Below are 21185 nucleotides of genomic sequence, written 5' to 3'. Positions count from 1 at the left end.
GTTATTTCTAAGGAAATAATTGGTCAATATTTCAGTTCCTGATTTGGTAACGATCCACTCCTTGTTTATTTATTATTTCATCCGCTCGGCTGGTTTTGCTTTCGTGACGATTGCCTGGTAATTTTAGTACTTCAAACTCATACATCACAACAAAGCTAATCATTCCTTCTTCACATCGCTCTCCTCCACTAAATCAACCCTCACCTGCTTCGCCAAGTCCACATACGGATGATCCAGCTTAACCTTCACTTTCCCGGCCCGTCGTTTCTCCCGCCATTCCTGCAGCTGCTCTTCCGTCTCCAGCTTTAATTCCGCGAGTTCCCGGGCCCGGTCCAGCATATACTTGGTAGTATACAAAACCGTATAGATCCCTATCCCACCTAATTGAATAGGCTGTTCAAGCTTCTCCCAGGACTCTAAGGTGAATCTGACGTACAGCTCATTTTCTTTGCCCGGCCGTGCCGGACGTTCCTTGATCTCCCCGCGACGGACCACCTGCCAGTCTTTGATTTTGCCATAATAGTGAATCCCCGTACGGCCCGTATGATCGAATTTCTTCCGAGACTGGCACATCGCGATGTATTCCAGCTGCGTCAAAATTTTGGCGTCAGATAGATTCTTAAGCGGCATGTGGTAGATGTTATGATCCAGCATGACCTGCAGCTGGGAAACGTCTCGAAGAGAGCCGACCAAGACATTTTTTCCACTAAATTTATTCGCAAAATACTCCTGGGTTCCCCGCGGTTTCGTGGAACGTTCATACGCTTTCTCCGGACTGTCCAAAATAATCTCGTCCAGAAACTGTTCCACCAGCTTCGTCGATCCCGGCAAAAAAGGGAACGCTCCCACGTTCATCAGCTCAATGCTTTTATAGAAACGGTGCTCCTTGAATCGTTCCTCATCGTGATAAGGGAACAAAACATAAGCCCCAAACATATTCCTTTCATATTCCTGAGACGAAGTATTCAGGCTGACAATCGCATCCCGGTAGCGGTGCATCGTATTGATGTCCTCTTCCACTGGTCCCGGTGCACGATAAGCATTGAAATAAGCATCACCTTCATAAGCCGGATTCAAACGATATTTGGCGTCAAAGATATACTGATACACCTTCTCTCGCCCTGCATCTTTTTTACTTAAAGTCAGCACATTGTCCGGGCGCTGTGAGATTGTTGGGGTTTGGCTTTTTCCGAAACTCAAATTGTAGTAGAGGGTGAACACTTCACCCGTCTTTGGATTCACATATTCCATCTTGGCTGTCGGTTTCTTATCCAAAGTCACATAGATGCCGTTCCGATTTACCGTTACGATATCCTGGCTGTTGAGCTTGTACTTTCTACCGAGAATTTCATTGAGCTTAAGAAAACACCAATATTCATAAAGCTGCGCCACGTCTTTCATCGAGAGGCGAAGCAAATCATTTTGAATGGACAAACCCTTCAGCAGCATCAAATAATACCGGTAAACATCCCGATATCCCGGCGCCATTTGCATAACCAAACTGACCGTGAAATGCTGTAGCTTCCCCACCTCACGCAAAAAGCTCGCATGTAGCACCTGTTCCACTTGGCTCGCCATTTGATCTAAACGACGCAATAGCAAAACATCTTCTTTCCGCTGCTGCATCCCTTGCGGTTCTTGCAAACGACGTTTTAGCTTTAATAGGTTCCCTTTGACCCGTTCCAGCATCCACTTTACAAACCGATTTTCATTCGTATCGTAGGAAACTTGCTTCTTGGATTCGATCAAATGCGTCGCCTTATAAAGCCGATCTTCAATCCTAACATACCCATGCGTGGGATCTTCAAGAAGTCTGGCTGCCCTCTTGTTCAAAAAAGAGATGTTCTCCTTCCCCGCTTTCCGAACCTTTTCGGCAGGTTTTACCTGACGGTCGGTCACCAAACGATGATGCGGCTGCAACGTAATTCGTCTTAAGGCTTCCAGCAAACGCTCGAACACAAATTGCAGAATCGTATAATACTCCGTCAAGCTTTGACTCTGCGTCTCTCTTAACCCGGTTAACTGATAAGTCCTCCTCATAAAATCAAACGAGAGGTTATAAATCTGGCTGTTCACTTCGTGCAGCAGCGTCATATAGTCTTGCTTGTAATCCAGCTTAACGGGGAAAATTTCAAGTTCAAGCCGAAGCACCGTTTTTCCCGCCAAGCGGAATTCAAGCTCCGTGTATCCGACTTCATTTTTAAAGTTCAAGATGCCGGATAGAACCATTTTCCCTACGGGTTTAACGCTTTCCCGCAAATTGATGTTGTCATGGTAAAAAGTCAGGTCCAGCGGTTGCTGCTTCTTCTCCACAATGAGCTCATAGTTTCGAGTCTCGTAAAAACAAGGAAAAGCCGGCATGCCCTCATGCCAGTCCACTAATCCCCCTTCTAACGGGGAAAACACCTTCACTTCCTCAATTTGCAATTGAGAAGCTGGACTTGAAACCTTAAGTAGGGCATTGATCCATTGCCCTTCCCCATCCCTATGCAACTTTAGCGTTTCGACCGTGGGATGAGTCGGACGCCCTTTTAGATATAGCGTAAAAAGATTAGTCTCCACGCATAACAACTCGATATCAGCATTAAGAGAGCCAGAAGGAGGTAAATCCATCTTCCTCTAACCTCCTCAGCATAAACGCCAGCTTCCGTGCGCTTTGGGGATATTTCGCGGCAGGGGCTTCTTTACCGGCATCCCATCTGGAATACAAGGGTGAGGCGTCATCCAGTAAATCGTTGACCTTAAGCGATTCCTCTTCCAAACAAACTTTTAGAAGTTTTAGGAGTACTCTTTTTACAGATGTATGACTACCTTGGATACGAGGTAAAATCTTCTGAAGCAGCTGCAAATCAAAAGCTTCATCCTCCGTCAGCAACCCAAAACGCTCCGCATAAATGCTATAAAAGCTGATCGTATCCCGGATTCTAAACCCAACCTGGGCATGAATTTCCTCAAGTATTTGGTTTATCGCGACTAGCTTGTCGGTTGTACGCTTCACCAATTCTTTATTTTCGGCATCGACGTTCACCAGATTCAAGTAATCGGCACGAAAAAAACGTTGGGAAACCGGCGCGATTTCCACGATTTCCTGTTCGTCATCGCCTTCTGACCATGGCAATTGCGTCAAGTCGATATGATTAAATTCCAAGGTGTTGGCTCGGTCTAGCACTTTTTTGCTGAACGGGTAGGTCGTCTCATCCATGTTCACCGTGCCAATGAGATAGACATTTTCAGGAATGCCAAGATCCCCATAGAGCTCTTGATCTTCAAGCCGATCCAGCGAAGCATTGGGAATAAGCGGTTCGGTGACGATTTGGCCGTCCATCCAACGCTGGGTCTCCAGCAAGCTAAGAAGGTCGCTGAAGTAATGCTCCACCCGAGCCAAATTCATTTCATCTAGACATATAAAATACGGCTTATTCCGGTTCTCAGGCAGCGAAGCGGTGACCAAAACTTCGGTTAACCTACCTGGCTTAAAGCGGCCGGATAAATCCTGATAACCAATGAGATCCGAAGGATCGTTCCAATCAGGCCGTACCGGGATCAGCGTAAATTGACCGTTTTCCCCTGTAGCTCCTACGCTCTCCGCGAAAAGCTTCACGAGTTTAGTTTTACCTGTCCCTGAAATACCTGCCAGGATGACGAAGGGTTTGGTTTTTAGGGAGAGGTAGAAGTTTTCGATGAGAGGGTCGGGGTAGTGGAAGCCGTTTTGTTTTATAAAAGCTTTTATTTCATTCAGCTTAGGTTTAATTAATTGCGGGTCCATCGGTTCAATTCTCCCCATCATCTGCGAGTTCTGGTCATCCTCTGATAAGTAGGTTTGCCGCTCGACATAAAGTTTATAGTTGTCCATTACATTCTTCAGGTCGGTTATTAATTGTTCATCATCCGGTAGATTATTTCGGTCATATCGGTAGTAAGCAACTGTGGACACTTGATAATCCCTTCCTAACCCGCTAGAGGTTAGAAAGATTTGATCGTCCTTTTTCATTCCCTGAAGAGGGAGAAGCCCTCGCATCTCAGCTACCTTTTGCTCTAAATAGTTGTATCCTTGTTTTTTACCTAAGTCCCGAGTAGGAACCGTAACCCCCTGGGCCAAGGTTAAGTAAACCGAACTCATATCTTCTGAAAATAAATAAACGACATACTCCCCTTTTTGAGTGGTGTCGGTTACCCGCTTATCCATGATTGCAAGCCATGGCACGGTTGCCCAGTTCCCCATGCCGATCGAGCCTTGAATTTTATAGTGATCATCCATAAAGGGTAACTTCTTAAGTTCATTAGGCAAAGTTTGTCTGAAGAGAGTCCCGAGTCGATGGCCTGCAAATGACTGGGTTTTGGCCTCCAAGTAGCTATTAAAAACTTCTTGAAAGACTGCTTGCAGCGAAAAGTCCAACCCAGTACTACTTGAAGGTAGTTGATCGTTATAGCTCTCCAATTCACGTTCAGCATATTCCTTTAATTCTTGAAAAACTCGTTCATTAAGCTGTTGTTTTACAGGGGATTTAAAGGATAGTGTTTGTTGCAAACTGTTATATTCAATAATGGATGAAAGAGCGTCTATCGGCGTTTTGAGCAAGTTTCTAATTTGGCCAAGGGAGCATTCTTTCCAACTGGACACTTCGCCTTTCGGTGGTAAGTCTATTTTGAAGCCCAGTTCCTCCTTGCCTCGGTAATAATTAAGGAAAGATTCCGCAATCTCATTTAAAGTCACCGTCAGACTTTTTGTCTTTTCGTAATGGTTTATAAAAGATAAAACAAGCACCATTTTGTATGATTTTTGTTTGTTTTTAAATATTGTAGCTAAATCATTTGGTAACAAAATTCGAGGACCTCCCATTGTTGTTTTGTCTTGTGAATGCCTCTTTCAATACTTTCTAGTCCCTTGACTAGATACTTCTTGTATTCCGACACTTCGGAAAGTTACTACAACCCCAAAATTCCGTACCTTGCTTTCCTTTTCTTCTAACCATTGGAGCACCACATTTGCATGTTATACCGCTGGTTGCCGCCACCTCTCTTTTTGTCTTAACTATTTCGGATTTAGCCGCGGCTACATTTTTTTCAATTGGACTTCGTTTTTTACTAGGCTGCCACTTTCCCCAAGCTCTGAGCTTATGCTCTACAAGACCGCCATGCCAATAATCCACTTTAAACTGTTCCGCTTCCTTCTTCGCAGAAGAAGTCAGGTCGGAGGTGGTGACAAGCAAGGATAAAATACAATCATGATTTCTTTTTGCTGCAACTAGTTCGCGTACGGTCGTGACGGAAACCAGGTTATGGTCCGCATAACATTTGGCTTGCACTGCGGTCTTTTCACCGCGACGGTCAATAATGACTAAATCCACTCCACCGTCGTTTCCCCCCACGCCAACCTCCTTAACGGTATAACCTTGATCGCGGAAATAAAGAGCAAGTAATCTTTCGAATTCAGCTCCAGTTAAATCGTCTAGTCGGCTTGTCAGGATAATCGCGTCTGATCTCACTGAGTTGCTGGCACGTCTTGTTGCAGTTGAACTTTTCTTTTGATTTGGTTTAGCAGAGTATTGCTTTTTATTCTTACGTCTCTTTCGTGTCCACATCGCACCCAAAATTTCTGCTGCTAGAACAGCAACAAGAATGATGCCAAAGAAGAAACCCCAATGTAATCCTGGAATACTAAAATAAAGCGCAAGTCCACCGAGAACAAATAAACCTCTTAAAACGTATGCAATCTGCCTGCCTTCTGCTTTGTATGTCCTAGCCATTCGTTACTCATCCTTCCGTTATGTATACATCCATTTTTCGACAATTGCTCCTATATTTCCTCTAATTTAGGTAAAAAGAAATGCACCCTTTAATGGGTGCATTGGAACTATACAGGGGGTTCAATAGATCTATCAATTTACGCATCTGTAATTTAAGAGTTGGTAAGTTGAAATCTTTTCAATAGATAGTTATGAAGGTTTTTATCTCTACAGTAAACGTAGCACCCCTTCATCCCCCGAGATAATAGCACTTTGTATATATTTTTGACCAATTCGGTTAACTTTGCGGGATCTTTCTTTAATCCCTTCTTGCCAACCGTATCTTTATATTCATCATAATCGGCATAAAGAGTCAGAGTTTGGGGATCAAACTTAAGATCATTGCCAATAATGACACCAACATAATCAAACTCAAGGCCTTGGGAAGTATGGATACAACCAATCTGATCGATACCATCGGGATGAACAGCCCAAGTAGTTGAAATCGCTCGCCCATTCCAAGGCATGCTAAAATCATGCTCTTTGATAATGACATCATCGATTTCCCCGTTACGGTTTCCCTCTTCTTCCTTTGTCCATGTCCAAGCGAATCCAGCCAGCATTCGAGACTTCATTCCGTTACTTTCCTTTTCTTTGATTTGCTTCAACAACTCATGGGGACTATCGAATAACTGAAAGTCAAAGGCGGATTTATCCCAGCCATTAAAATTAGCTGTTTCCTTAATTTGAAGAACATCATCAATCCAGTTCAAATAGCCATCAGCCCCGGCACATCTAAACTGAGAAGTAAGTTCAATTTCATAAATTTCCGACTCATGAAGCGCAGCTATTCTTCTAATCTCTTCGACTGGGCCAATATCATCTGGCCTATTCTTTGATTATCATCTATGAAAAATACATTTAATTTAGAGGCTTTAATAATATCTTCGATTTGATTGACACCTTTATACTGATAGGCACCTTTTTTATATTGTCGATTGCCATACTGCTTTCGCTGTCTTGGCTTAAGACAAGGGCGAGGAAGCCATCTGTTGTTTGTTCCAATTGTTATCTATGGATACACCGTGAAGACAATCCAACATTTTCAGACGTTAACTTACCTTGGGAGTCGATAGCTTCGACAATTCCATATATAGCCAAAATATGACGTTTAGTGTAAAATTAAAGATGATAGAGACATAAGAACTAGGACCATTACTTCATCCAATGAAAATATTAGGAGGTAAAAATGCGAAAAGAAATCAAATACACTCCTGTATTAAAATGGAAACAAGGCGAGCAGAAAGCACTTGAGGAACTAGATCCAATTGTAAAACAAGATTTGACTCCTATGATTGAGATCCCACCGGTAGAGTGGGACTTTGAAAATGAAATTCCAAAGAAATCTATTGACGAACATTTATCTAAAGTAGGAGAAACACTGGAAAAATCATGGGGATTACAAGATTCGGTTTTTATTGATCTAAATTATATCGACGCTACTGATCGTTTACAAAACGGTCAACATCCTCTTAATTTTATTCTGCAAGAGGCAAGGAATCGTAGAATAAACGTTATACCAGTTACAAGTAGGAGTCGTGATCAAGCCTATCAAAATGAAGTAAAGATAGCTCATCAACAAGACAATAATGGAATTTGTTTTCGGTTAAAAGAGGAAGATTTCGCAGATTTACAAGCAAATATAGAAAATCTATTAACAATTCTATCTGTAAGTCCTTCCGAAGTTGATTTAATAATAGATTATGAGTATGTAAATCCTAACGATCAGACAAGAACTTTTTTATTCCTTACAAGCATTTTCAAATCAATTCCTTACCTGAATGAATGGCGGAACTTTGTTCTAATTGGAACATCATTCCCCAGCGATCTATCGTCAGTAGGTTCAAATTCAATTGATATCATTGAAAGAACAGAAAGATTAATTTGGAAGAAATTTCAGTCTTCTTCATTATATAGAAGTCCGTCTTTTGGAGATTATGGAATTTCCAATCCTGCACCATTTGAAGCTGATCCTCGATTCATTAACATGAGTGCAAATATTCGATATACTGCAAATGATAAATTCATCATATTTAAAGGGAGGATGATTAAAAGATACGGTGGAAGTCAGTATTTTCAATTAGCATCCCAAGTTGTTTCTCATCCAGAATACTCAGGTAGCGGATTTAGTGCTGGTGACCTTTACATTCAAGAAGTCGCCAATAATAATGATGGTCCTGGTAATGCAACAAGTTGGCGAAAGTCAGGCACAAATCATCATTTAACTTATGTAGTTAATGAACTCTCCACCGTGTTCTTGCCTTAAGAGCTTTTCTAACTTCATACTGCAGTTCTTGGAGAGGTAAATTCTCAGCCAATGCATTCCACAGGACATTTCGAGGCTTGCTTAATAACCCCTTATGCAAGCCTCTCTCCTTTAATATAAATATCGCTTCATCTCTCCAAAGAAGTTGCGCCACTGAATAAGCATCAACTTCTTGATTTGGTTGAGGCTCTCTTAGAACAAAGAAATGTACTATTCCATCCTCTTCTTTCTCAGCTTGTGTGATTCCCCACCATTCCGGAATAATATCCTTTATATCTTCAACGAATTTTGATGCTGTTAATATTGTCACATTGTCAAATACCTTGTTATAAAACTTTGATTGTATTGGAAGTCTTGCGAGTGTATCACTTTCACTTTTAATCTCATAACCATTAATTGATCCATTTACAACAGCAATATCTATTCTTGCATCCCCCTGACAAAGAACAAGCTCATCTAATATTAGTGTATCCGGTTCGTCTTTGTACTCATTATGGAGTGAAAAATGAAGGGATCTCCGGATATCAATATCCTTAGTTTTCATAATTACACCTCCATTTATTAAATAATGGCACTTAACTTTAACATTTTAGCACAAGGTCATAGGTTTTCAAACATAAAAACAAGGGCATTATAAATTAACTCGAAAGATTATTGTATCCAAATTAAGGAGGAGTAAAACGTACTCAGTGACGATAAAGTCTGATGAACACGTGGATCAGATAGCGTTCCAGGAAACAGAATATTTCAAGGCAAAATCTAAGGAACGCTACAAAATTGAAGCCAAAAACAGCGAACTCAAACATGGACACGGGTATGATGTAGCCATATCCTCGGGTCTGTTTGGGATGCAATTACAAGATGCGATGGCGATATTGGCTGTAAATCTCAAGCGAATATTGAAGCTAGTGGACTGAGGGTTACTAGAAAACACAGCTAAGCCAGACCCATAAAAAGAAGACATTCGTCCCGAAATGCGGTACGAATGTCTTCTTTTCTATTATCTAAATAGATCTGAAGAAAATGGCTAGTTCTTCGTGGCCTCGTACAGTACAGGAATCATCTTTTATCCGGGGCTTAAAGACCCACAAGTCCTTTTTTTTATAAGTGTCATTGACAAAGGGTACAATTCACGTCTATATGTTAAACCATTGTTTTTTCTTTATTGAAGCGATATAGTCATGTTATTATTTTCCGTATGCTTGATGCAGGAGAGTCTCTAAAAAAGTTTTTAGGGCAGATGCGGGATTATCATCGTTTAAAGAAAGCATTTTAATTCCTCTTTGCCCAAGCACCTTCTCTTGGATTGGATTAGGTCGGGTAAAAAATATATAAGAATTAGGACGGACGTTAGTATGTGCAGAATCCTGCCACGTTTTATGTAGTTTATATAATAAATATCTGATATTAATATCACTGAAACTGTAGCCAATGAATAATATGGTCTTCCCTAAAATGTCAGCCCGCAACTTTATATCTAAAGGACTTTCAAAATTAAACCTATCAAAGTAGCTACTTTCAGTAAGAACAATAGATGAATCATCCGCAAAATCCCCATGAAACTTCACTATCTGCGTAATACCATCTCTGATGTATCTCATATCTCCAACGTTTTTGATAGCCAAGCTGTCAATCTTATAATGTTCAAAAGCCATCTCTAACCATCTATCATAGTTTGTTGTGTAGATAATTGGGAATCCCAATTCTACAATCAACCGATGAATGTCCGACTTTTCAATTTCTATTGATGATTTGTGCCATTCCCTATCCATCCAACTTCTCAATTCACCTATAGAACCCTTCTCCAATATATAGTACTCTGCCAACGAGAGATTATCACCTAAAGAATTATACACTTCAGGATCATAACCAATCTTTATTGCCATATGTGAAATAAGATCTTTCCAATTTGGTAATCCAAGGTTAGCAGAGACCCCAGCGCCAACAAAAAGAATAACATTCTTTTCTTTTATTGCTTGTACTAGTAGTTCATCCAATTATTATTATCTCCCATCAATAAGAAAAGTTTTAAAACTATCTAACGCTCTTCTTCGCATCGATATGTTATTTTTAATCTTGCCTAGCTCTGCAAATGTCTGGTCATATCCATCTGGAATAAAAACACAATCCCATTGAAAATCCCTATTGCCGCGTGGCTCAGTTGAAATATTACCTTGTACTTCCCCCTCAAACATATATATTTGCTTACCATCACAATAACCAATCACAGTTTTAGCAATAACTGAGGTATCTTTATTTTCGTTTAATAGTTCTGTAAAGAGATCGGCTTGGAGAGTATCCCAAAAAATTTGTGTTAATCCACCAGGAAAACCCTTTAAATAATTTAAGTATAATCCCGTATGCTCTACAAACAATGGTCTACCAATAGAAGTAAAGGCCTTAAGAACCTTATCTCTAACTAATTTAGTAGTATCTCTTGTTTGTAATTCTTCGATCTTAATATTTACAGGTACAACATTAATACCTCCAGCCTCCAAGATCTCCTTGGCTTCTTGAATTTTATATCCGTTTCCGGATATAAACCGTACTTCCATCTCAAAGGTCACCTCCTTCGGTAATCCAAAGACTTTTTAATCTCAATGTTAATCAAATTCACAAGCATCTCTGAATGCTCTTCATTATTCACAAAATCCAAATCCGTTACGTCAATACGCAGGATAGAAGATTTGGTATAAAATTGATAATATTCATTATATAATTTATTGAGTTTTTTCCAATACTTGTCGTCAACAAATCGCTCATCTGGACGTCCCCTATCTCTTATTCTTCTTATCACCTCTTCGATCGAACATTCTAAAAATATTAGTAAATCTGGTGCACGAAGAGACTCAGTAAGGTTATCAAATAACTCTCGATAAACCTGATACTGTATAGTATCAAGATCCCCATTTTGTAAATATAGTTCTGCAAAAATAGGATCGGAATATATTGATCGATCCATGACGATGTTGGATTGAATTTTAACAGCTTGCTTGTACTGTGAGAATCTATTACTTAAAAAATTAACCTGCATTGGGAAGCACCATTTTTTACCTTCCCTATAGTACTTCCCTAATAGGTCATTCTCGTCACTGAATACCTCAGGGAATACTTGGTAATCCAACTTTTTATTTAACAAATCTACCAGGCTGGTCTTTCCAATACCTACTATCCCATCTACTATTATTAGGCTTCCCTCAGTAGCCACTTTACTTCCCCCATTTTTCAAGCTTCGCAATTTCTGTATTTCCTTATTATACCATGCATTAGGATAATATAAATGAAATTGTAACCTTGATTATTGCTACAATTTTCCATTTCTAATTTGATGACCTGACCCAGGGAACTGTATTCTTCATAGCCTTTCAGTGAGCCACAATAAACAGCTAAGCTTCACCCCACTTCATTGCTTTATCTACCAAAATATGCAATCAGAGTATACCTGTTCTGAAACTCAGAGTATCAAGTATCGCTTAAGTACATTATGTGAGAGCTAGTTAGTAGGCTTGCTCTAGGTCTGGAAGATCAAATTCATCATTATGACTCAGTCTTAGTTGCCTTGAGAAGTGCCACTGACGTAATCAGAAATTATGCCAAGGATTCTACAAAACTGAGTTATATCTTGGCGAAATTGAAAGGCAATTGTCATAGAAGATAGCTTTTTATGATTTGTTCAAGTTGCAGGAGACCAATGGTAAACAACTAAATGAGTTGTAAACGACATTTGCCGCGGTGAAAAAGTAAGCTAGCTCTTTGGCGCTATGATGTAGGGTTCGACCTCATTCGAGAGTCAAACCCTTTTGCTAAATAAGAATGTTGGCTCTTATTGAGGCTTTCGACTTAATCGGATATGATTATAGGATAATGTTACCATATCCCTCAAATTAGACTGCTGAGTCAGTAACAATTTCGCCATGAACGGAGTGATAAGTATGTATGTTATTCAACTAAACGATTCATCAATGCACAGAAACCACCTGTCAAACAATATCTATTTTAGACTAGAGTTTGATTTACGGTTTCATGAAGACATCGTTCAATTTAGTCATATTCAGATTAATGACGAACACAAAATAATTCAAAATATCCTTGATGTTCAATCAAGCGCCCGAGTTAACAACATTACAGTCAGGAAAACGGTCGGCCAAGTTCAAACCTCGCTATATGTATTTAATCAAAACTCCAATGTCACCAATTGGGATTGGGTATTTGACTCCAAAGATATTTCAACTATCGAAGATGTACGTAATGGCGACGTATATTTTGAAATTGAGGTTAGAGCTATTGTTCAGCTCAACGAGAACGGTACTAGAATTCTCCCATTCACTGGAAAAGGCCAAGTTCGTTTCCCTGAAACCGACTGGCTAAATTTTATTAGACATTTCGGATATTCTACTAAATACGGCTTAGCTTTACCTCCCTCCTTGCTTAATGATAGGAGCTGGCTTGTAGCATTCGATCTTCTCGATGATGCCAGGCAACATATGCAACGTGGCAAGACCCATGATGCTCTCAGGCAATGTTTATCCACTATTGAATCTTACATGGATTTTGCTAAACGAGGAGGCCCATATAGCGAAAAAGTATGGGATGAACTGTTACATGATGTCGTTCCACAGAAAAAAGAGGGTATAATACGACTCATCTCAGGGGTATCGACTTACTTAAATATGATCGGTCACCATAGAAACTCTCTTCAAAAAGAAAACGGCAACTTATCCCGAGTACCCATTGATCAATATGAAGCCGAGTTGATGGTTAGCATCTCCCATCTCGTTGTTGCTTATTTAGAACGGCTGCGAAAAGAAGATTAATATTGGCACTGTGTCTATGTCATCTCGAATAGAAATACCAAGGAGGGGTTATGGTGGATATTTGGAGTGCTGATAATAAAATCTATTTTAGGAACTTGGGTATGAATAGGCTCGGATGTACCTTCGAAAAGAACTCTATGAGAAGGTCAAAGCAACGAATTGGTCAGTAACCACGGGGCGGATCTTTTTTAGTCAAACTCCAACGTTCGCTCCATCAAGTAGTAATGGCTCACTGGTATGGTGAGGAAGCTTTTGTCGAATCCCAATTGTTGAGCATCATAATAACGAAGGATTTGACTGGTCAGATTAGTAACCTGAGTTTTGGGCCGTAAAGAATAAACAAGTCGAAGGCATTCACATACGATCAGGATCGATTAGAGATTATGTCGAAAATATAAGCCACACTTTATTGTCTATCCGTATCAAAACAAGGCTATCAACGTTTCTGCACTTTATTTACTCTACAATAACGATTTTTTCAGAACTTTGACCGATGCCACTACGCCTATCCATGAAATGAGGATGTACGGTCTAAACAGGTTATCGAATCTCCGGTATGAAAAATTACAGTATGAGGAAGCCATCTTAGTTGAATTAGAGCTGGGAAAAGAAGATGCTTTATTTTTCGAACATGAGGGCAAATTTGCGATAAGTTTGGGTACAGGACATGCAATTATGAATGCAATTCCTCCCGATCAGGGTCTTTACAGCAATGACTACAAGAAAGAAGGAGGATACAGATGTCAATCGAGAAAAGTATTCGGCACTACTTACCCGGAGAGGTTCCCGACTACTTGTTTACACAGAGTCGTTTAAGAAAAAAGGGCCTACTCCAACTGCAGAGCATATTGCGTATGTTGTCTATCCAGAGCGCGGCAACAGTATAAATTATATGACATCAATGCGACCAGAAACGTAAACAGCAAAAGGGGTTCTCTCTTGTCCAGAAAGATGTGACAGTCGAGCAAATACTTGCTGAACGTAAGCGTGAATTGGAAGTAAGAAAGATTCAAATATGCCTGCTGTTTTTTTCAACGATTGTCGAAGACCTAATCTTCAATGTCTTTTGTTTGGTGCTAGACGCATTGCTATCATTTGAAGACCACTACAAGCACGAGAGCTAAAGACCAACTAATTAACAAACTCAATAAACCGAACATAAAAAATGCCCCACACGGTAGACAGGTGATAAAACCTGTCCTCGTAAGGGGAGCATCTCCCTAATCTACTGGTGTAAGTATCGAAATCCCATTCAAAAGCTCTTATCCCTTCACTCCGCCTTTTCCAATACCGGCTCCGTGCTCAGCGTAAAGCCCTCAATGACGGCATCTTCGTCAACCTCAATCATAATGCAGCGTTTGCCTTGGAAGCTCACCTGTTTAATATACCTTAAATCCTGTGGACTGATCGTAATCGTGGCTACCTTGGTATCGATCTTGATCGATTTGGACGTAAATTTTGGAATCACGCTTTTCGCCTTCAGTTCGTAGTGCTTATCGTCCATGATGGTTTTAAGCGCCCGTTCCACGGCTTCCTTGGTCACATTTTCTACGCCGCTTGCGGTAAGCACGCGTCCCACATCGGTATAATCCAGCTACGATGTCTTCAAAGATCGCTCGCTCTTCCAGCGCCATTGACCGTTCAAGAATGTACGATACTTTTATAACTATAAATAAAAGCAAAAATCAATACATGAAATTAGAGTTCAAGTATTCGAACCATACTGTAAATAAGTTCTACTCTTTTATTCCTAAACCAGTTCTATTTCCAATCCATTCCCTGGAATGTATGGCGATTGGAGAAGGGATAAATTCAGATATTTATATAATTATTTACAGTTACTAAAGTTTTCGTTATGGTTGTAATAAAGGCGGTGGAATATGGTAAAAAAAATAAGCGCTCTTATTGGAATATTTTCAATAATGATCATCGCTTTTTGGGGTACAGATTATCTACTTTATATTTTCTATAGCAAAAAAAGCAAATTGTTCATTCCTTGCTTTATCTTATTTTTACTAATGATGTCACTGTTTTCAGGAATAATAACTAAATTCAATCTAGCAAACAAAATAATTGCATCTAGTATAGTGTTTTTTTCCATCTTTATCAGCCTAGTCATATTGAGAATTACACTTCCTTACTTATAAAATTGTTAAACAATCATAAAAAGGAACGGGGAATCGGTAGATTGATTACCGGAGATTGATCGCAAAAAGGCTGCTTTACAGTAATGAATCTCTCTACCGCAAAGCAGCCTGTACTTATCTTTAGGAAAAGAACATAAATTGATTACGCCGCGCTTTGGCGACCTGCGGAAGGGTAATCACCTCACCGGCCTTAAATAACAAAAGGTCAATAACCCCTCACGTTAGACAGGAGAAATCATAAAGCCTGCCTTCGTAAGGGGAGCATCTCAAAAGCTCTTATCCTTTCAATCCGCCTTCTCCAACAACGTCTCTGTCGTAAGCGTAAAGCCCTCAATAACAGCATCCTCGTCAACCTCAATCATAATGCAGCGTTTGCCTTGGAAGCTCACCTGTTTAATATACCTTAAATCCTGTGGGCTGATGGTAATCGTGGCTACCTTGGTCTCGATCTTAATCGATTTGGACGTAAATTTCGGGATCACGCTTTTCGCCTTCAGTTCATAGTTCTTATCGTCAACGATGGTTTCAAACGCCCGTTCCACGGCTTCCTTGGTCACGTTTTCTACGCCGCTTGCTGTCAGCACGCGTTCCACATCGGTGTAATCCAGCTTCGGAGGTTCTTCCTCGTCCTGGTGGGATTCAATCACATGATGAATTTCCTCGTACACGTGGGCGATCGTGGCCGAGTCCAGCTGTTCACCCGCCACTTCCTTCACGATGTCTTCAAAGATCGCTCGCTCTTCCAGCGCCGTCACAGATCGTTCCGCATTCAGGACCTCAGAGATGAAACGCTCATTCGGATCATTCGATTTCCCCGTACAATAGAGAACCCGGTTCACGTCGGAATAATTGTCCGTCACGCTGGGATAAAAGAATCCTTCCTCCGGCGTGCTGAGCTTGATGATTGGATCTACGATGACATTGTACTTAAACTCTTTCTCCACATAGTCGAACAAGAGCGCCTTCCGCTGCTTCTCCGTAGAATTCACGCTGCATAGAATGAACGGATGTCCGAACACTTCGTCGTTCCCTGTCTCTTCGGCTTCATCATTCCGCGCCTTGGTCGGCCGGTAGTATTGTCCGCGTACGAACGTAATGACGGTATCCCGTTCATAGGTCGTGTCCGCCATCATTTTCTCTACGAGCAGCAGCATCAGATCCTGCCACTCCTCCGGATCGCCCGTCTGGATCGCTTGGTGAAGCAGCACCCGCGAAGGGTCTTTCTGGTCTTCCGTCTCCTCCGTAAACTTAAGCTCGAACAGCTTATGATCCAATTCGCCGGTCAGCAGCTTTTTGAAATTGCCCATGTACAGCTCCTGCTTCTCCCGGTCCACTAACCCAAAAGGACTCCGCTCCCAGTGATAAATCTCGTTCGTTTCCTTCATAATGTACACGTTCAGAATATCGTAAATTTGCATCAAATGATTATCCAGCTTAAACTGCTTGCGTATGTGCGCGACTTCTTTCTTGTTCATGGTTCGTCAGACAACTCCTAGAAAGTAAATTGGCTCTACCATATCGAATGAATTAAATTTTTTACTTGTCATTCCATGATCCACAGGGAATATCCGTTTCAAAGATGTGACTTACTTTAATTCAATCTATATAGTATAAACGATATAAAAACCCTCCGCTAGAAGGGTTACGCGTCTTGCTTCTTTTCTCTATTTTATAGCCATCTGCCTTGCCGCAACGAAAGCTATTTTTCCTCAACATGTACTACGCCGTAGTTCATAAAAAAACTGCACAACGGGATGCTTTAACTTCATCTTCTCGGACATGTTCAAAATCCGCTTTTTCCCGATTCGTCTGTCTACCAAGGCCAGAATATTCAATAAAATATCTTTGCTCTCAATGCTTTCTTCTATAGAAGTCGATATAAATTGAGTAGCGACAGCGACAAAATTGGATTTGCTTAATGAAGCCTGCGCCGCCAAAAGCTCCTTGGCATATTCCGATATTTTTCGGTTTCTTGCAATGACTTTCAGACGATCCTCCGGAACGGTTCCTTTGGTATCTTTTCTGACCTTTTCCATTTCTTTGTCGCTGATCGGAATTTGGATATCGGGGTCATTTTTAATTTCCAGCTCCGTCTGGTACCACCTGATTGAACTCGCTTTATCATTCATTCGGAGGACGTCCTTTTTATCTACCGAAATATAACAAAGCCCTGCTTTATCAGGCAAATAACGATAACCGGTTGCTCGGTATTCAACCCTTCCATCTAACGCAGGACAGAGAAAACTCTCCAGTTGCTGCTTCAATTTACTCCAGGACATGGTTCCTCCTATATTCTCAAACCCTGCCGATCCGTATGTGCGGCTGTCAGGTGTCAGGCTTTCTTTTTTTTAAAATAAGTTCTCGTTTCTTTGCGCCTCTGTTCAGTATGAATAACCCCCTGCCAAAAAACAACCCACAAAGTTTGCACTGTCGTTCTCCTGTCGTTTTTGTGGCACACATTTTTCAGTTCCGATCCGGAGCAAATCATCGAGGTATCTTGTTTCAGAATCAACCAAACGCCAATCCGCTTCTTTTTCAAAAGTCTCTGCATCTCAAACACCAGGGCTATTTTGAATCCTCAAAGATCTTTAGAAATAATTTCAAACAATAACTTTTCCTTTATAGATGTAAGGGAGAACTGCGTAAAAACGGAATATTGTATTCAAATGGACATCTTCCAAATTGTCACATAATTCAAGATCATCTGGTCCGATATCCCTTATCATTAAATTGGGAGAGAAATTCTTCAAATATAAAGATCACTCTCTAATTTATAGAGTATGACGAGTTTTCAGCCCTTAGTAAACGGTGTTATGCGGCTTTTCATACAACAACTAAACGACCGTTCCCCGGTGGAGTACCGAGAAACGGTCGCAGCATAATGGTGTCTTTTTATTCTTGTCTACTTGACGGGGTTATGACCAACCTGGCCGGTTCTCTTCATACACACAATTTAAAATAATGTAACTTTTGTAACTTATTCCATTTCCGAGTGTTTTATATATTGTTCCACAAAACACTTTTATTTCAAAGGAAATGTAGCTCATGAATTTGAAAAAAATTGTAATAACGACTTTCATGGCAGGAACTATTTTAGGTCTTCCTTCTGTATTTGCTGTGTTTCTTGCACCAGTGAAATTAGTAGAATCGTCGGGGTCCGATGTTCTTGTACCGTATTCTACAGATCCAGTTATAATAAATGAATCAATCTCGAATACCAGATATGTAAATAACTTTACTATTGATCCTGGATGGGGTTATGTAAAAGTGACCATTAAGAACACTGGACCAAACCCAATCACGTTTACAGTTAACCAAGGTAGTCAGACAGGTCCGGAAAAGATGTATTACACGGTCCCAGCTGATAAACTACCACACAGTTATTACACCCAAGGGGCCCCATGGTCTACGGGTATCTTCTTCATCACCATTTCCTCAGGACAACAAATGTCTGGAACGGTCGGCGTCCGTTTAGGAACCAATCTGGATGAGCTGAAAAACACGGGTAGTTAACGCATGGGTTATTCATGGCTTTTCAATCTAGACATGTCCAAAATCCCAACTTATGTGAACATGTCCAGTCTCCCAGCACCCAAGTGAGGTAGCCATATAGAGCAAGCAAATACAAGAATAATGAATAACGGCCTCTTCGTAAACGATACAAACAGAGGCCGTTTTTTGGGCTTGGGATCTGAAAGGCAAAATCGCCCATCGATAACGAATCACTGTATTCGGCTCCAATTTTAGAACATCCTCAGATGTTTTCGGGGTAGCATTCCACCACTTCTGCGACTGTTATAAGGTCCAAGCAATATGTTTCTTCATTAAATAGATTGATTAAATGAAGGGTTAAAAATGGGGGCTTTCACTAAACTGTACCCTATCGAGAAGACACTTTAAAAAAGTCTCTCGGTAGGGTACTTTTGCAGGTACTGGTCTTCCGCAGCAAAGCAAAAGAGAAGCGAGCGTGAGCAGCAAGACGAAAAAGTAAAAGAAATCATCTTAAAAGCTTATCATTTCAAAAGACGCAAGAAAGGCGCCCGTTCCATCAAGATGACACTGGAGGGTCAGTTTGAGATTGTCTACAATCTGAAACGAATCAGGCGGATCATGAAAAAATACGGCATCGTGTGCCCTTTCAGGAAGGAAAATCCCTATAAGAGAATGATGAAAGCTACTCATGAGCACCGGGTCGTTCCTAACCTGCTGAATCGGGAATTTAAGCAGAATATTCCTGGTAAGGTATTGCTGACGGATATCACCTATCTATTCTACGGTTAAGTAAGAAAGCCTATTTATCAACAATCTAGGGCAGTTCAACTAATGAAATTCTGGCCTATCATGTATCAGACCAAATCACAATGGACCTCGCAACAGATACCCTTCTTAAGCTTAAGAAAAACAGAAGTTTTAAAAAGTCCGATGGTGCCTTCATTCATTCTGATCAGGGCTCTCATTATACACATCCGGATTTTCAAAAAATGGTTAAGAAAATGAAATTGAAACAGTCCAAAGATCAGGCCTCCATTAAATCTTGTTTGACTTTGAACGAGTTAAAACAGGAGACCAAGTCCTACATAACCTATTACAACCACTACAGGTATCAATGGAATTTAAAAAAGATGACCCCTGTTCAATACAGAGATCATCTTCTTCAATCTGCCTAGGCTTTTTTTATAAGGGGCACAGTTTATAATAATACTCCTGCTCTTTTCATTGTCAAACCTCCTCGCAGATAATTCCATCCCATGTCCTACATGAACAGCAAAAAAGCAGTGATTCCAAATGTCCGAAAACCGGGCTGTCGTTCTGGTTAAAGATGCTGGTGTAAACCGAAAGTTCATGTATTGAGAAAAACAAGTGATTTTGGCTTCGAAAATTAACAGGCTGTAATATCACACCTACCAAAAGAATCAGTAGATTCCGTTTGTGCCATACGGCAATCCATACGCTCCGATTCACGAGGCCGGTTCTGCATGCGTTAATATTTTCCGAACCCTTTCTCGCATGTAATATCCGTTTCAAGAATGTCGTACAGGTCTTTTTTGGAATCCTCTAACTTTTTCTGAGCATTTTCGATTTCGGATATTTTCTCCAAAATAATATGTGATTGATCCTCTTTGGACATTCCATTTTTCGAGATCATCGCTTTGATATCGTTAATTGAAAATCCCACAGCCAAACATTTTTTAACAACTTCTAGATAAGGAATGATTTCTGAAGCATAATCCCGGTAATTATTCTGTTCTCTCCGGATGTAATCGTTCGTGATAATGCCTATTTTCTCATAGTAGCGGATTGTTGATATGGGAAGGTCAACCATTTTGGCGACTTCACTAATCCTCATGTTAATCACCCCAATTCCTTCTCTTGCTATAAAGTATACTTCATAGTTTACAATCCTCCTAGTGAGGTGAAGCGGCCTGAATCTCACAACAAATATAGATGAAGGAGAGAAATAATACATGAGCACAATGACTGGAAAATTCCAAGCAACTAACAATTTCAATGAAATTGTCTTGGGACGCCGTTCGGTCAAAGAATACGACCCTGAAGTGAAAATTAGCCGGGAGGAAATGACTGAAATTTTAACAAAAGCTACCCGCGCCCCTTCCGCAATTAACATGCAGCCATGGCGTTTCCTTGTTATAGACAGCGCTGAAGGCAAAGAAAAACTTGCACCTCTGGCATCCTTCAACCAGTCGCAAGTTCTGACTTCATCGGCTGTCATCGCGGTATTTTACGATGCCAACAACATTGAATATATCGACGAGATTTACGATAAAGCTGTAGAACATGGATACATGCCGCAGGACATCATGGAGTTGAATTTGCAGCAAGCGAAATCCTACTATGCGAATATATCCTCATCTGACCTGCGAGACATGAGCTTGATCGACTCGGGCATCGTATCCATGCAGCTCATGCTTGTTGCCCGCGCCCATGGATATGACACGAACCCGATGGCCGGATATGATAAGGAACGGATTGCTGAAGTTTTTGGTCTTCATAAAGACAGGTTCCAGCCGGTCATGTTGATCTCGATCGGAAAAGCAGCCAAAGAAGGCTATCCGTCTTACCGCCTGCCGGTTGAAACCATTACGACTTGGGCATAACCAAACATCAGCTAAAAATGTGAAATCAGAACTCTATCCTGAAACACTTTATGTTT

At 40.7% G+C, this 21185-nt stretch carries 15 protein-coding genes and 3 pseudogenes; 6 read left to right on the top strand and 12 right to left on the bottom strand.

From position 1 onward, the window contains the following. Nucleotides 1-159: 159 nt before the first annotated feature. From AC27KL_RS23600 to AC27KL_RS23585, 4 genes are all read right to left on the bottom strand, one after another. Nucleotides 160-2613 (bottom strand): DUF2357 domain-containing protein, encoded by a 2454-nt coding sequence (locus tag AC27KL_RS23600; RefSeq protein ID WP_487171283.1) that lies wholly within the window; start codon nt 2611-2613, stop codon nt 160-162. Beyond that, entirely contained in the window at nt 2585-4822 is a 2238-nt protein-coding gene (locus tag AC27KL_RS23595; RefSeq protein WP_487171282.1) for an MrcB family domain-containing protein, read from the bottom strand. Before AC27KL_RS23595 ends, AC27KL_RS23600 begins: the two co-directional genes overlap by 29 nt. Before the next feature lie 67 nt (nt 4823-4889). After that, nucleotides 4890-5747 carry a restriction endonuclease gene (locus tag AC27KL_RS23590; RefSeq protein ID WP_487171281.1) on the bottom strand — a complete coding sequence of 286 codons (858 nt, stop codon included), beginning with the start codon at nt 5745-5747 and terminating at the stop codon, nt 4890-4892. Between the two features lie 152 nt (nt 5748-5899). Continuing rightward, the gene (locus tag AC27KL_RS23585) at nt 5900-6604 is read right to left on the bottom strand and encodes a DNA/RNA helicase domain-containing protein (RefSeq protein WP_487171296.1); all 705 of its coding nucleotides are present in this window, start codon (nt 6602-6604) and stop codon (nt 5900-5902) included. Between the two features lie 371 nt (nt 6605-6975). On the opposite strand from AC27KL_RS23585, the gene AC27KL_RS23580 reads away from it, so the two are divergent. Beyond that, complete coding sequence (locus AC27KL_RS23580) at nt 6976-8052, top strand: beta family protein (protein WP_487171280.1); 1077 nt, start codon at nt 6976-6978, stop codon at nt 8050-8052. On the opposite strand, the gene AC27KL_RS23575 is transcribed toward AC27KL_RS23580, so the two are convergent. Next, nucleotides 8021-8596, bottom strand: a complete 576-nt coding sequence (locus AC27KL_RS23575; protein WP_487171279.1) for a sce7726 family protein — start codon at nt 8594-8596, stop codon at nt 8021-8023. The genes AC27KL_RS23580 and AC27KL_RS23575 overlap by 32 nt on opposite strands. 127 nt (nt 8597-8723) lie before the next feature. Between AC27KL_RS23575 and AC27KL_RS23570 the strand changes: the two are divergent. Next, a pseudogene (locus AC27KL_RS23570) lies at nt 8724-8969 on the top strand (transposase); the annotation flags it as partial. 270 nt (nt 8970-9239) lie between these two features. Here the strand turns inward: AC27KL_RS23570 and AC27KL_RS23565 are convergent. Genes AC27KL_RS23565 through AC27KL_RS23555 form a run of 3 tightly spaced genes read right to left on the bottom strand, consistent with a single transcriptional unit; the run spans nt 9240 to nt 11260 of the window. Beyond that, nucleotides 9240-10049, bottom strand: coding sequence for an SIR2 family protein (locus tag AC27KL_RS23565; RefSeq protein WP_487171278.1), 810 nt, complete (start codon nt 10047-10049; stop codon nt 9240-9242). A 6-nt stretch (nt 10050-10055) separates the two neighbouring features. Continuing rightward, on the bottom strand, nt 10056-10607 hold the full coding sequence (locus AC27KL_RS23560; protein ID WP_487171277.1) for a non-canonical purine NTP pyrophosphatase: 552 nt from the start codon (nt 10605-10607) through the stop codon (nt 10056-10058). Nucleotides 10608-10615: 8 nt separating this feature from the next. Next, entirely contained in the window at nt 10616-11260 is a 645-nt protein-coding gene (locus tag AC27KL_RS23555; protein WP_487171276.1) for a deoxynucleoside kinase, read from the bottom strand. A gap of 724 nt (nt 11261-11984) precedes the next feature. Here AC27KL_RS23555 and AC27KL_RS23550 point away from each other — a divergent pair. Further along, on the top strand, nt 11985-12866 hold the full coding sequence (locus AC27KL_RS23550) for a hypothetical protein (protein ID WP_487171275.1): 882 nt from the start codon (nt 11985-11987) through the stop codon (nt 12864-12866). A gap of 1270 nt (nt 12867-14136) precedes the next feature. Here the strand turns inward: AC27KL_RS23550 and AC27KL_RS23545 are convergent. The 3 genes and pseudogenes from AC27KL_RS23545 to AC27KL_RS23535 all read right to left on the bottom strand — a co-directional run. Beyond that, nucleotides 14137-14460 (bottom strand): annotated as a pseudogene (locus AC27KL_RS23545) (DUF4317 family protein); the annotation flags it as partial. Between the two features lie 837 nt (nt 14461-15297). Beyond that, the gene (locus AC27KL_RS23540) at nt 15298-16488 is read right to left on the bottom strand and encodes a DUF4317 domain-containing protein (RefSeq protein WP_487171274.1); all 1191 of its coding nucleotides are present in this window, start codon (nt 16486-16488) and stop codon (nt 15298-15300) included. A 234-nt stretch (nt 16489-16722) separates the two neighbouring features. After that, complete coding sequence (locus AC27KL_RS23535; protein ID WP_487171273.1) at nt 16723-17292, bottom strand: SF0329 family protein; 570 nt, start codon at nt 17290-17292, stop codon at nt 16723-16725. Nucleotides 17293-18058: 766 nt separating this feature from the next. Here AC27KL_RS23535 and AC27KL_RS23530 point away from each other — a divergent pair. Continuing rightward, nucleotides 18059-18526 (top strand): hypothetical protein, encoded by a 468-nt coding sequence (locus AC27KL_RS23530; protein WP_487171272.1) that lies wholly within the window; start codon nt 18059-18061, stop codon nt 18524-18526. 402 nt (nt 18527-18928) lie between these two features. Beyond that, nucleotides 18929-19680, top strand: a pseudogene (locus AC27KL_RS23525) (IS3 family transposase); the annotation flags it as partial. A 314-nt stretch (nt 19681-19994) separates the two neighbouring features. Here AC27KL_RS23525 and AC27KL_RS23520 read toward each other — a convergent pair. After that, entirely contained in the window at nt 19995-20360 is a 366-nt protein-coding gene (locus AC27KL_RS23520) for a MerR family transcriptional regulator (protein ID WP_487171271.1), read from the bottom strand. Between the two features lie 118 nt (nt 20361-20478). On the opposite strand from AC27KL_RS23520, the gene AC27KL_RS23515 reads away from it, so the two are divergent. Then, nucleotides 20479-21129, top strand: a complete 651-nt coding sequence (locus AC27KL_RS23515) for a nitroreductase family protein (protein ID WP_487171270.1) — start codon at nt 20479-20481, stop codon at nt 21127-21129. Nucleotides 21130-21185: the final 56 nt, after the last annotated feature.

The organism is Paenibacillus sp. YAE3, from assembly GCF_057546105.1.
This window is presented reverse-complemented; position numbering and strand designations above follow the sequence as displayed.